Source organism: Prevotella rectalis, from assembly GCF_900607215.1.
Lineage (GTDB): Bacteria > Bacteroidota > Bacteroidia > Bacteroidales > Bacteroidaceae > Prevotella > Prevotella brunnea.
Genome location: NZ_LR027822.1, coordinates 1,080,650 through 1,093,820, shown reverse-complemented (window position 1 = coordinate 1,093,820; position 13,171 = coordinate 1,080,650). Strand labels below are relative to the sequence as shown.

12 protein-coding genes are annotated in these 13,171 nt (G+C 44.4%); 2 read left to right on the top strand and 10 right to left on the bottom strand.

Going from position 1 to position 13,171, the window contains the following annotated elements; genetic code table 11:
- Positions 1-109 precede the first annotated feature (109 nt).
- The 10 genes from murI to E0E16_RS12895 form a co-directional block, all read right to left on the bottom strand.
- Positions 110-952, bottom strand: a complete 843-nt coding sequence (murI, locus tag E0E16_RS12940) for a glutamate racemase (RefSeq protein ID WP_130830583.1) — start codon at positions 950-952, stop codon at positions 110-112.
- Positions 953-959: 7 nt separating this feature from the next.
- Positions 960-1,469 carry an OmpH/Skp family outer membrane protein gene (locus E0E16_RS12935; protein WP_130830582.1) on the bottom strand — a complete coding sequence of 170 codons (510 nt, stop codon included), beginning with the start codon at positions 1,467-1,469 and terminating at the stop codon, positions 960-962.
- Positions 1,470-1,625: 156 nt separating this feature from the next.
- Positions 1,626-2,129, bottom strand: a complete 504-nt coding sequence (locus tag E0E16_RS12930; protein ID WP_130830581.1) for an OmpH/Skp family outer membrane protein — start codon at positions 2,127-2,129, stop codon at positions 1,626-1,628.
- Positions 2,130-2,231: 102 nt separating this feature from the next.
- Positions 2,232-2,747 carry an OmpH/Skp family outer membrane protein gene (locus E0E16_RS12925; RefSeq protein ID WP_130830668.1) on the bottom strand — a complete coding sequence of 172 codons (516 nt, stop codon included), beginning with the start codon at positions 2,745-2,747 and terminating at the stop codon, positions 2,232-2,234.
- A gap of 103 nt (positions 2,748-2,850) precedes the next feature.
- Positions 2,851-5,484, bottom strand: coding sequence for a BamA/OMP85 family outer membrane protein (locus E0E16_RS12920; protein ID WP_130830580.1), 2,634 nt, complete (start codon positions 5,482-5,484; stop codon positions 2,851-2,853).
- On the bottom strand, positions 5,477-6,241 hold the full coding sequence (locus E0E16_RS12915; RefSeq protein ID WP_130830579.1) for an isoprenyl transferase: 765 nt from the start codon (positions 6,239-6,241) through the stop codon (positions 5,477-5,479). Before E0E16_RS12915 ends, E0E16_RS12920 begins: the two co-directional genes overlap by 8 nt.
- Positions 6,242-6,293: 52 nt before the next feature.
- Complete coding sequence (gene porG / locus E0E16_RS12910) at positions 6,294-6,986, bottom strand: type IX secretion system protein PorG (RefSeq protein WP_130830578.1); 693 nt, start codon at positions 6,984-6,986, stop codon at positions 6,294-6,296.
- A 99-nt stretch (positions 6,987-7,085) separates the two neighbouring features.
- On the bottom strand, positions 7,086-8,462 hold the full coding sequence (locus E0E16_RS12905) for a DUF6242 domain-containing protein (RefSeq protein ID WP_130830577.1): 1,377 nt from the start codon (positions 8,460-8,462) through the stop codon (positions 7,086-7,088).
- Positions 8,463-8,665: 203 nt separating this feature from the next.
- Complete coding sequence (gene pckA / locus E0E16_RS12900; protein ID WP_130830576.1) at positions 8,666-10,279, bottom strand: phosphoenolpyruvate carboxykinase (ATP); 1,614 nt, start codon at positions 10,277-10,279, stop codon at positions 8,666-8,668.
- A 480-nt stretch (positions 10,280-10,759) separates the two neighbouring features.
- Positions 10,760-11,146 (bottom strand): hypothetical protein, encoded by a 387-nt coding sequence (locus E0E16_RS12895; RefSeq protein WP_130830575.1) that lies wholly within the window; start codon positions 11,144-11,146, stop codon positions 10,760-10,762.
- A 700-nt stretch (positions 11,147-11,846) separates the two neighbouring features.
- On the opposite strand from E0E16_RS12895, the gene upp reads away from it, so the two are divergent.
- On the top strand, positions 11,847-12,506 hold the full coding sequence (gene upp, locus E0E16_RS12890; protein ID WP_130830574.1) for a uracil phosphoribosyltransferase: 660 nt from the start codon (positions 11,847-11,849) through the stop codon (positions 12,504-12,506).
- A 345-nt stretch (positions 12,507-12,851) separates the two neighbouring features.
- Entirely contained in the window at positions 12,852-13,145 is a 294-nt protein-coding gene (locus E0E16_RS12885; RefSeq protein WP_130830573.1) for a hypothetical protein, read from the top strand.
- Positions 13,146-13,171: the final 26 nt, after the last annotated feature.

The window sequence follows — 13,171 nt, the reverse complement described above, 5'->3', positions numbered from 1 at the left end:
AAGCTAAGCTTTTGAAAGGTAAAACGAAATCATTTTACAAGTTCAGGCTGTTTTTTAGATTTTCTTTCCTAAAAAGTCATGCTCGTAACCCATTCGTTTCTTTGCGCGATTATTCCAGCGACAGGTGCGAAACCGCTATGACCTCCGGCAAAAAGATGCGTGCGTTTTCCTCGAACTTCTTGGAATTTTCGGTGGTGTAATAACGAGTGGAACCATCTTTTGTGCAGCGTTCATCCATGTCGGTATGACGCTGAAGATAGTCTTTCAGGCTTTTTGCCACATATTCGCCCTGCGCGATGATTCGAACGCCTGCAGGGACGTATTTCCGGATTTTGGGCATGAGGATGGGGTAGTGGGTACAACCCAAGATGAGCGCATCGATTTTGGGGTCGAGTTCTAAAATGTGGCGAATCCGCTTTTCCACGAAATAATCGGCGCCGGGACTGTCTGCCTCATTGTTCTCTATGATGGGTACCCACAGCGGACAAGCCACTCCGGTTACTTGAATGTCGGGCCACAGCTTTGTTATCTCCAAGGTGTAGCTTTCGCTCCTCACCGTGCCTTCGGTGGCAAGCAACCCCACGTGTCGGCTCTCGGTCAGCGTACCTATTATTTCAGCTGTTGGGCGAATGACACCCAGCACGCGTCGGCGTGTGTCCCATTTCGGAAGGTCGTTTTGTTGGATGGTGCGCAAGGCTTTCGCCGAAGCCGTGTTGCATCCCAATATGACCAGTTGGCAACCCATCTCAAAAAGTTTCAGCACGGCTTCTCGCGTGAATTGATAAACCACGTCGAAAGAGCGCGAACCGTACGGAGCGCGTGCGTTGTCGCCCAGATAAATGTAATCGTATTCCGGCAGCAGGTGGCGAATGCCCTGTAGGATGGTCAGCCCTCCGTATCCGGAATCGAAGATGCCGATGGGTCCGGCTGTGGGCGATGGGTTTCCTGTCATGGGATGTTTACTTTAGAACGGTTTTCAATGTCTCGGTGATGTCTTCCCCCATGGAAATATCGGCGTAGGGCAAGGCATTGTTGTCGGTATTCAGGATGAAGGCATATCCGCTCTCGCGCCCCATTTCCCTGACGGTGTTTTTTAGTCGTTGATGTACGGGAGCAAACATTTGTTTTTCCGCTTGCCCAAGTAGTTTTTCCGACTCCTTTCTAAATGCCGTGTTTCTCTCCATCATGTCTTGTAGTTCTGCCTGTCTTTTTTTGAGTATGGAGGGAGCCAGTGTGGGGCAGTCCTCAAGGAACTCTTCGTATTTCAGGTGGAAATCCTCTTCCGAACGTTTTATCTCGCTATCGTATTTGGCGCGGAGCTGTTCCATGTTCTTCGCCGCGAGTGCATAGTCGCTCATGGATTTCAACACCTCCTCGTAGCTGAAAAAGGCGAATTTCCATCCCTGTGTCTGCGCCGATGCCAATACCGGCATGAGCAGGAAAGCAAGAAAAAAGAGTGTTTTTTTCATTTTGTTTCGTTCCTTTCTGTGTAAGGGAAAAAAGAAGTCGCCGCATAACGAATCCTGTCAGCGGCGACTTTCCCAAATTTTCTCATCGTATTCGATGGGATGATGTTTTCTTTTCTACCGGGTAAAGACACCCGCGAAGGTTTGTAGAAGAGTGGTTTACTTCATTTTTGCCAGCTGGGCTTTCACCTCTGTCGTAATATCTTTGCTGATGGCTTCGTTGATGTAGAGTGGCTGACCGGCAGCTTTTTCCATGATGTAGGTGTAGTTGCCTGCCTTCGCTACAGCCTCGATGGCTTTGCGTACTTTTTCGAGCACCGGACCGAGCTGCTTTTGTTGTTCCTCGTTGAAAGCCTTCTGATTGTCTTGAGCCGTTTGCTGAATTTTGGTGTACATTTCCTGAAGTTCTTTCTCTGTCTCAGCTTGCTTCGTTGCATTCATCGTGCTCTTGGTCTTGTCGTAATCTTCCGCTTTGCGCTGCAATTCCTTTTGCATGTCTGTCAGCTGTTTCTCGTATTCCTTTCCTTTGGCTTCGAGTTTCTGCTGTACGCTGGTTGCTTCGGGTAGGGATTGTAGCAAAGCCTGTGAGTCAAGATGTCCGAATTTCTGTGCGAACAGGGTCATTGGCGCACAGAGCATTAACATTAAAATAAGTTTTTTCATTTTCTTGCGTATTGTTTAATTGTTTGTAAATTCTGTTTTCGCCGGGCGTTGTGCAAATATACGATTTTTTTCTCATATAGCGTTCACCCATCGGTGATGTTTCTAATTTCCGTATCCGAGTTTTTGCAACACCTCGTTGCTGATATCCACTTTCGGGGAGCCATAGATGATGCCGGCAGTGCTGCTGGAACGGTCGATGACAAGGCTGTAGCCACGCTGGTCGGAGATATCTTTCACCGCGTTGTAGATTTCTTCCTGAATGGGAGAGATGAGGCTGGTGCGTTTCTTAAAGAGTTCTCCTTCGGGTCCGAAGTACTTTCGTTTCAGCTCCGCTGCCTGCTTTTCTTTCGCGAGGATGTCTTCTTGTTTTTTCTTTTTCTGTTCTTTGGATAGGAACACCACTTCGTTCTGATAGTTTTTGTACATCGTTCCCGCCTCCGTGTTGAGAGCTTCTATCTCCGCCTGCCACTTCTTGCTGACTTGATTGAGCTGCTCGTTGGCTCGCTCGTAAGCCGGAACGTTGCTAAGGATGTACTCCATGTCGATGAGCGCGAATTTTTGCGCGTTTGTTTTCGAAGGCAGGAGTGCGAGGATGAGGAGCATTAAGCTCATCATCATGGTCTTTGCTATGTTTTTCTTTTCATAATTCATGTTTTGTTCCTCCATTTTATGTTTTGGGATGAGTAAGTGATGATAGTTGCGTTATGCCCATTGTGGGGGGTTAGAACTCTTGTCCGAGAATGAAGTGGAACTGACTTCCGCCTTTTTCCAATCCATGGGAACCATACGCCTTGTCGAAACCGTATGCCCAATCGATACCCATCATGCCCACCATGGGGAGGAAAATGCGGATACCAAGTCCGGCAGAGCGTTTCATTTCGAAAGGATTAAACTTTTTCGTGTCGTTCCATGCATTACCTGCTTCCACGAATCCGAGTCCGTAGATGGTTGTGTTGCCCAAAAGGAACGGATAGCGAAGTTCAAGCGTAAAACGGTCGTAGGCATAACCTTCGAATCCGCGTGGCGTCAGTGAGCCATTATCGTAACCGCGCAAGCCAATGGTTTCTTCGGCGTAACCGTTGGAATAGCCACTCATGCCATCTCCACCCATATAGTAGGTTTCAAATGGGCTTTTCTTATTTTTATTGAAACTTCCGAGCAGTCCTAATTCCACACGAGTCATTAGCACGAAGCATTTAGTGCCACTTGACAACGCGGTGAAGGTGCGTGCCTTGAATTTCCATTTGTGATATTCCACCCAGCGGTACTTCTCTTTTTGTTCTTCTTGATACGTTGGAGAGAAAGGATCGGCTGCCAGGTTCTTGTAATCTTTCTTGTCCCATAACGACCAAGGCGGGGTGATGGTGAGTGAGGCGGAGAACTCCGAACCGCGTCGTGGGAAGAGCTGGTTGTCGGTTGATGATCTGTTGAGTGCGATGCTCAAGTTAAGGTTGTTCGCGGAGCCATTGGTCATGATGAAATAACGCCAATTCTTGAGCATATAACGCTGATAAGCGAGCTGCAATGAGAGTGTGAAATAATCGTCAGGCCATCTTAGTCGCTTTCCCCATCCTATGTTTATACCCAGCAACTGAACGTATTTGTCAGGGTCGTAATAGTTCTCGTAGTCGTTATAGTTGTAATTCCCCAAGCCATACATGTAGTTGTAGTAATTATTCATATAACCTCTGTTATAATAATTGCCCGACACGTCTGTTTGTTTGGAGAAGTATGTTCCCACGGTAAACTGTATTGGACGTTTTCCTCCAAACCAATTGGTGGCATATTGCAAACTATAAGATTGGTAGTAGCGTCGTCCGTTGGTTTGTGCGCTTATCGACATGGTTTCGCCATCTCCAATGGGAAGAATGCCACGGTGCTCCTTGTTCTTGCGGAAGAGATTTGCCATGGAGAAGTTGTTCAGTTTCAAACCTACGCGACCGATGACTCCTGTCTGTCCCCAGCCTAATGAGAATTCAATCTGGTCGTTTGATTTCTGCTTCAAATTCCAGTTGATATCAACGGTGCCATCTTCAAAATTGGGCTTGACATCGGGGTTTACGGCTTCAGGATCGAAGTGTCCCATGGACGCAAGCTCGCGTGCCGTTCGTTGGAGTGCATCCTTGGAGAATAAATCGCCGGGTTTTGTTCGCAACTCTCGGCGTACAACGTTTTCGTAAAGTCGGTCGTTGCCATTAATTCTCACATGATTAAGGTGCGCCTGTTGTCCTTCGAAGATGCGCATTTCAAGGTCGATGGAGTCGCCAACAATATTTACTTCCGTAGGTTGGAGGTTATAAAACAAGTAGCCACTATTCCAATAAGCGTTGCCGACGGCGTCATCGTCTTCGGAAAGTCGCTTGTTCATGTATTTTTGGTTATAGACGTCTCCCTTGTGCATATCGAGCAGCCTTGAGAGATAGTCTGTCGAATAAACGGTGTTGCCTACCCATGTGATGTTGCGTATATAATACTTCTTTCCTTCATCCACCTTTACGTAAACGTTCACGTGCTTCTCGTCCGCGTTCCATACGCTGTCTTCAAGGATGGTAGCATCGCGATAACCGTATTCGTTGTACTTCTTGATGAGATTCTTCTTGTCTTCTTCCCATCTTTCCGGTGTGAATTTCTTTGCTTTGAAGAAGTTCTTGAACTTGCCTGCTTCGTGTATCTTCGCAAATGCTCCTTTCTTGAACATTGAGCCTTTGATCTTTTGATCGCTGATTTGCTCGTTTCCTTCTATGAAGATTTGTCTTACTTTCTTCTTTTCTTTCTTATCAACGTCAATATCGAGAATGACTTGGTTCTTGGCTGTTACGTCATCGCGCTGTCGAATGTTCACTTCTGCATCTTTGTAGCCTTTGTCATCAAAATATTTCTTTGCCAAATATTGGGCGCGGTCTATCATATTGGGAGTTATCTGTCCGCCTTTGAGCAACCCGATTTTTTGATCTAAGTCGTTACGCTCTGACTTTTTCAAGCCTAAATAATTGATGGTGGATATTCTGGGGCGGGTTTGCAGATGAATGTGCAGATAGGCTTTGTTTCCCACGAGTGAATCCACGGAGATGGAAACATCAGAGAACAGACCATGTTTCCAATATCGCTTCACCGCATCGGTTATGGCAATGCCGGGAATTTCCAAATCCTGACCTATCGACAATCCTGAAATGCCCGTTAAAATATAATCCTCATAACCTTCAACGCCTGATACCGCTAATCCCGCCAGCTTGTATATTTGGGGATTGCCCGCATAGGATATGGTGGGGTTTACAATCTTTTCTTGAGCGTTTGCTTGTAGGCTGAGCGACATTGCGACAGCTAACAGCAGCAAGATCTTATTTATTTTACTCATCGGTAGCGTTCTTATTGTTTTCTTGTTCAGTTTCTATTTGTTTTTCGGTTTTCCCGAAGCGTCGTTGACGATGCTGATAATCGGCAATGGCTTTGTGAAGGTCAGCTTCCTTGAAGTCAGGCCAATACGTATCGCAGAAGTATAGCTCGGAATATGCCAACTGCCACAAGAGGTAGTTGGATATTCGCAGTTCGCCTCCTGTCCGAATCAGCAATTCCGGGTCGGGCATGAAGTTTGTGCAGAGGTTCTCGCTTATGGTTTGTTCCGTGATATCATCGATGTTCAACTCGTTGCTTTTCACCTTTTGAGCTATTTGCCACGTGGCTCTTGTCAGTTCCCATCTCGCGGAATAGCTCAATGCAACCACCATTGTCATGGCATTGTTTTTCGCAGTGTGCTCCATGGTTTCTCGAAGTTTGGCTGTTACTTCTGCAGGTAGTCGCTCCATGTCGCCTATAACCTGAAATCGGACGTTGTTTTTCATGAAGATTTCGTCCTCCAGAGACGATAGTACCAATCCCATCAGTGAGGCAACCTCATCAGAAGGGCGGTTCCAATTCTCCGTTGAAAAAGTGTAGAGCGTGAGATATTTCACCCCTAACTTCGTACATTCCGAGGTGATGCGTCTCACGGTTTCAACTCCGGCTTGATGACCGTAGGACCGTTCTTTTCCGCGTTGTGTTGCCCAACGACCATTACCATCCATGATGATGGCAATGTGTCGTGGTATTCGTTTCATATTCAACTCTTCTTCCATTTTATGTGAAGATAGTTTCGTTATTTAATGTTGTGTGATGCCTTCGCGTCCGCTATTCGTCATCGTTGTGGCAGGTACGGCACTTGGGCAAAAGACTATAGGTAAAGGTCAGCTGTAGCGCGGAGTAGCAATCGGTGTTCTTGAACAATCCGCTGCTCTTGATGTCGTAAGGGTCTTTCTGACCATCCAATTCGTCAGACAAGGAGAGATGTATTGCCCATTCCAATCCGACGTTCATTCGCTCAGCTACTTTATATTTTACACCGATTCCAATCGGAACGTTTGCCGAGAAGATCGATTCTTTATTTCCTTTGTCAAGTTTCACGTATGTGGCTCCTATGCCTCCAAATACAAATGGGGTAATTCTTTGTGCGCCCCTGTATTCCTTTCCTGTGCCGTAGGGCCAAAAGTTGTATTCATATGTGATGCCTACGTCAATCAGCGTATTGTTAAATTCGTAGGGTTCTTGTGCAAATTTAGGATAATATGTCTTAACCTCATTGGAGCTTCCCTTTATTTTTCCATAGGAAAGGTTCATCTTTAATCCCATGTAAGGATTGAAAACATAGCGAGCCAGCAGTGATCCCATCGGTTGAAGATTCTTTGTTGGTGCGCCATTGAAGTCGCCTAAATATCCCATTAGTCCCAGACCTCCTCCAATTTCCATTCTATATTCTTCCCCATCCTGTGCCTTTATTGGTGCAGCTGCCATGATAAGCAATATGTAGAATAGGAAACGTTTCATTCAATTTGGGGGTTATGACTTCTTAAGAGAAATATCAACAGGTGGCTGTTCTTATTTTATTGTTCTGTTGTTTCTTACTGATTATGGTATGGCGTGGCATCATTCCGTGAATGCTGTTTGGTCTTTCGTCCACCCATCGCTATTGAGCCGTCCGCGCCAGATTGTCCCACCGCAGATGATCCATATAAATTTGTGGCTGTCTCTCACGGCTGTAAACGCACCGGCAGCCATGAGATTGGCAGGGAGTGAAAATTGATTGAATTTCTTCCATGTTATGCCTCCGTCTTCGCTGACGAGCATTGGCGCGAAGACTTTGTTCTCCACTCCCATTGCCAGTAACTTTCCGTTGAAATCCAGCACATGAAGGTCGATATATTTCGGTAATGTATAGGAATGGGCGTTGTTGTTATCGATGAAGCTCCATTTGTAATGAACTGCGTCTTTCTTATCCACAAGCTTTGTCCATGCAACTGCTTGCGAGAACATGGGAGTTGTTCCCACCAATGTGGTGTACTCAATTGATCTATTGGTGGACAGTGTACGAGTGATGTAGCTGAAGTCTGCGGTTGGGAACATCGCCATATCGTCATCTGTTTCTTCAGCACTCCACGTGGCGCCATTGTCGTTTGAGGCGTAGAGAGCCCCCGAATCGGAGATGCCGTATATATTTTTTGTATCTTCGGCGACAAGTTGTGTAAGTGAGGTGTTGCTTACCACAGTCCATGATAATCCATCTGCGGAGCGTTTCACCTCACCATTGTCTATGATGTACAAATGCTTTTCATGCGCAATCACGCCTCTGTAGGCATCGGCTGAGAAGGAACCGGGTAGTTTTGTCCATTCCATCCCGTCTTCTTCATTGGTGAAATAGCCATAAGTGCGATTGTCCTTACGTCCGAAGACGAAGACTTTTCCTGCGAAAGCAATGGCTTTATTGTCTGTCAGCAGTTCTAATTCCTGGTTTTTCGGAAGAGCCGACCATGAGAAAACGTTGCCACGCTGTTTGTGTACGTTCACCGTTACGCGATAATTGCGATAGCTTGTTCCGTTCAACGCGGTAACTATCAAAATGCGTGGGGTGGAGAAATCGGTGGAATCGTTTTCGTTGAAATACTTTAAGCTCAAATCTTTGACGGACTGTATGGAAACTCTTCCGCCCTTTTTTGTTGTTACTTTCGCCAACACCTTTGCCACATTCGTTCCATAGGGCAGCGAGTCCGGGTTGTAAATGAGGCCTTGGGCTTGGTCGATGTAGAACTTATATGAAGAAGCATCGTAGTCGATGATGTATGTGCTGTCTCTGCCGGCTTTGTTCACGCTGTCGCGAACCAATTTTAACTTGCCCAGCGAGAATGCCGTTATCGCGGTGTCGTCGGTCGTGATGTTTTCGTTCTCTTCCTTATTGTCTTTCAAACAGGAGCTGAGCAGAAAGGTTCCCATTAGTATCGCAAGAAGGGAAAATATCTTATTTCTCATGAAAAGCTAATTATTCAATTTGGATGCAAATTTAATTAGAATTCTTTAGATAAACTCCTTTTTACTCATTTATTATGTAAAATATGCTTTATAACAGCATTTTTTAAGTTTGTTTAGTACGGATTCCCCATTTACGAAAAAACGCCCTACTCCTATTGCGGAGCAGGGTGTTTTATAATTGATAGAATCTTATTCTGTCCGAATTAGATTTGCGGACCGGCTGCTACCAAAGCCTTGCCAGCCTCGTTTCCGGTGTACTTAACGAAGTTCTTTTGGAAGCGTGCAGCGAGGTCTTTTGCTTTCTCATCCCACTGGGTTGCGTCGGCGTATGTGTCGCGCGGATCAAGGATGTTGGTGTCCACACCTTCGAGTTTTGTTGGAACTGCGAAGTTGAAGTAAGGGATGGTCTTGGTAGGTGCGTTGTTGATGTCGCCGCTCAAGATGCCGTCAATGATACCGCGTGTATCCTTGATGGAGATACGTTTGCCCGTACCGTTCCAACCTGTGTTTACGAGGTAAGCCTTTGCGTTGTTCTTCTCCATTTTCTTCACGAGTTCTTCAGCGTACTTCGTTGGGTGAAGTTCCAAGAAAGCCTGACCGAAGCAAGCTGAGAATGTTGGAGTTGGCTCGGTGATACCACGTTCTGTACCTGCCAATTTAGCGGTAAAGCCGGAGAGGAAGTAATATTTGGTCTGCTCCGGTGTTAAGATGGATACCGGTGGCAATACTCCGAAGGCATCGGCTGAAAGGAAGATTACCTGCTTTGCTGCCGGACCTGCCGAGATGGGGCGAACGATGTTCTTAATGTGGGTGATGGGATAAGATACGCGAGTGTTCTCGGTTGTGCTCTTATCAGCAAAGTCTATCTTGCCGTTGGCATCGAGTGTTACGTTCTCCAAGAGCGCGTTGCGTTTGATTGCGTTGTAGATGTCGGGCTCAGACTCCTTGTCGAGGTTGATTACTTTTGCATAGCATCCACCTTCGAAGTTGAACACGCCGTTGTCGTCCCATCCGTGCTCATCGTCGCCAATGAGCAGACGTTTCGGATCGGTGGAAAGAGTGGTCTTACCCGTACCTGACAAACCGAAGAAGATGGCAGTGTTCTGACCGTTGAGGTCGGTGTTGGCAGAGCAGTGCATGGAAGCGATGCCCTTCAATGGCAAGTAGTAGTTCATCATTGAGAACATACCCTTCTTCATTTCACCGCCGTACCATGTGTTGATGATAACTTGCTCCTTGGTTGTAACGTTGAACACAACTGCTGTTTCAGAGTTCAAGCCGAGTTCCTTGTAATTTTCAACTTTAGCCTTTGAAGCATTGTAAACGATGAAGTCGGGCTCTTGGTCAAGCTCTTCCTGATTGATGGGCTTGATGAACATGTTGGAAACGAAGTGAGCCTGCCATGCCACTTCCATGATGAAGCGAATCTTCATGCGGGTATCCTTGTTGGCACCGCAGAAACCATCAACCACGAACAATCTCTTGTTGGACAATTCTTTCTTGGCGATGCTGTTTACGGCAGCCCAAGCCTCTTTTGATGCTTTCTTGTTGTCGTTCTTATATTCGTCGGATGTCCACCAAACGGTGTCATGCGAGTTCTCGTCGTCAACGATGAATTTATCTTTAGGTGAACGACCGGTGTAAACACCTGTCATTACGTTTACTGCACCAAGTTCTGAAACCTGGCCTTTTTCAAAACCTTCGAGACCTTCTTTTGTTTCCTCTTCGAACAAAACCTCATAAGAAGGATTGTAAACAACTTCTGTTGTTCCTGTGATACCGTACTTTTCGAGTACGCTCTTATCAAACTTTGCCATTACTTTAAAAATGTATTTAGTTGAAAAATATTTATATTACTTACTTTAATCTTTATACCCTCAAAACCATATTTTTGCCACAATCGTAGCACTTTCTGTCCTATCGTTTGAATCAAAGATACGGATAAGACTATAATTATTGTGGCAAAGTTATAAAAAAAAATATATATAAGATAACTTCTACTCGAAAAAAAACTTTCTTTTGCCTTTTTATCCTGTTTGTTTGGTATCTATCCTCTTCTCGGTAATCATTTTGTAAAGTTTGCTTTGCAATTGTTTGCGTTTTCTTCGTAAGTCTCGCATCGTGGCTAATGCTTCGAAAGCAGGGGAAAACACTATCCGATGTCCTCGAAACCTCTGCGTATATGTTTTTGGCAGAGCGCGCATACGGGAATAGAATAGAAGAAAAAAGACGCGAGTAGAGACTTTCTCAAATGTATGAGAATCCTGTTTCCCGCATCTTTTTTAATCTCCATAAGCTTAAATCCTTATGCCAAATCCAAGACTTCCTATCGGCTTTAGGTAGTTCTTGTGGGCGGAACCGCGCGTGTCATAATGTTTTCCTCCTAATCCAAGGCGAAAGAACATTTTGTGGTGTTCTATTTCTATATAGCACATCAACTGACAAGTGTTATATCTCCAATCACTATGCTTCTCGGAAAGGCTGTAACCAGCCTCTGTGATGAGGTTGAACAATTTGTCTTTTATCACTCTGTACCCCACATTCAATCCATAGCTTCTTGTCTTGAAATACTCTCGCTTGTCATCCTGCTTCATCAGCATGGTCGCGTTTGTCAGTTTTGTACCTACATACAATCTGTTGGTGATATAAAAATTACCTTCTATTGCTCGTTCTTCCGGTTTCATATCTCCAAATGCGCACCCTTCAACTTGAAGGATAATGTCGGATTTGCCTTTTTGAGCGAAATTTGTTAATGGAAACAGGCAGAAAAAAACTAAAATAAAAAAATAATACTTTTTCATGTTTTTTTAATTTTAAATTGATATAAAACCATTGTAACTGAAACGTTTCATGCCTCAAAGGTAAAAAAATAAAATAAAAAAATGTAATTTTAATCCACTTTTTTATATTTTCCATGCAAATTTAGGATAAAAGCCCTCTCTGGAAACTTAGTTATATGTCTTTTTTTTGTATATCTATTATCAAAAATCAATAAATTATAAAATTAAATAAGCTCTGATTATTAAGAATATAATTCTATCTTATCTCGAATTCGCATAATCCTGATAATATTCCACTCGGTATTGATCGCGAGCCTAAAAACATCATCTCGCCAAGATAGCGTTCTGTGATGGAAGTTTGTTGATTGCGGAAATTAACGATGAAATATCATTCCCCGAAAAGAAAAACTGAAAAAGAGGATAAAATATTTAGAAATTATTTTCGGAAACTGTTTTTAGATTTCGTAGTTCTTGAAAAAAAATGTAACTTTGCAGAGTTTGAGCTTTTCCTAAATGGTGGAAGTGGCTAAGGCTATGGTTCACAAAAAATAGTGCGAATTTCTTGAGTTTTATCTCTTTAATTTTTAATATAGGCAAATCAAATATGGAAATCATTAACTTCTCAGAGCAAAACTCCGTTATCAACCGCTATATGGCGGAAATACGCGACAAGAACTATCAGCGCAACAGGTTGTTGTTTCGCAACAATGTCATGCGCATAGGCGAATTTGAAGCATTTGAAATCTCCAAGCGACTCCAGTATGAGGCGCAGGAAATAGAGACCCCTTTAGGGGTTTCAAAGGTGAATGTCCCAATCGATAAAATCGTGCTCGCTACCATTTTCCGCGCCGGGTTGCCTTTCCACAACGGATTTCTCAACGTTTTCGACCATGCCGGGAATGCTTTCGTCAGTGCTTATCGCGAATACAAGGATGCCGCGCATCATGAGGTGGGCATCCATGTGGAGTATCTTGCCACGCCCGACATCAATGGGAAGACGCTCATCATTGCCGACCCCATGCTTGCCACGGGAGGTTCGATGGAATTAGGGTATAAGGCCATTCTCACCAAGGGCACTCCGCGCCATGTGCATGTGGCTTGCGTGATAGCCGCTCCGGAAGGTATCGCCCACATTAAAAAGACTTTCCCCGACAGCACTACTACCATTTGGTGCGCCGCCATTGATGAGGGGTTGAACGAGCACCAGTATATCGTGCCCGGATTCGGCGATGCCGGCGACCTTTGCTACGGCGAAAAGATTTAATTTCACTACCATCTGTTTACGAAAAATCCTGTCCGTTCCTCTCCTGCTTTGTGGGAGTTTTTACCCTTTTGGAAAGACAAGAAGGAGAGTGGACGACATTCGCAGTCTATTGGTGCAATGGAACCTTGCAAATTGGGGTGGAATGACAGTAAGGGCGCGCATTGATTTCCGGTTGAAAATAGATGAATTTTCAAGCCTCTGAATATCACTGATAATCAGCGGTTTACGAATGTCATTTTAAAAGCTTAGCTTTTGCGTTGTAAAAGCTTACCTTTTGCATCCCAAAAGCTTAGCTTTTGAAAAGCGAAAGCTAAGCTTTGGATAAACGAATGAAAAATCAACGACATGTTATTAACCCGATATGTCTGTTATCTCATTGCAGAAAATGGAGCTCCACGTAAGGAACAAATAGCTTTTGCACAAACCTATTTTGCCATACGAACACGAAAAGCCGGGCTGACAGAACAAAGATTACCGAAGATTGAACGTGTCAAAGCTCGAACAAAATTACAAGAAACAGAAAAGCATCTTTCAAGAGTACTTTATGAAAGAGATATCGGCAATAAAGATATTACTGCAATCCGCTCTGAAGGAGAGCAGACTTTATTTTGTTTGAACACCTATTTAAAAAATATCTGAATATATTTGGAAACTCTTTTCAAATA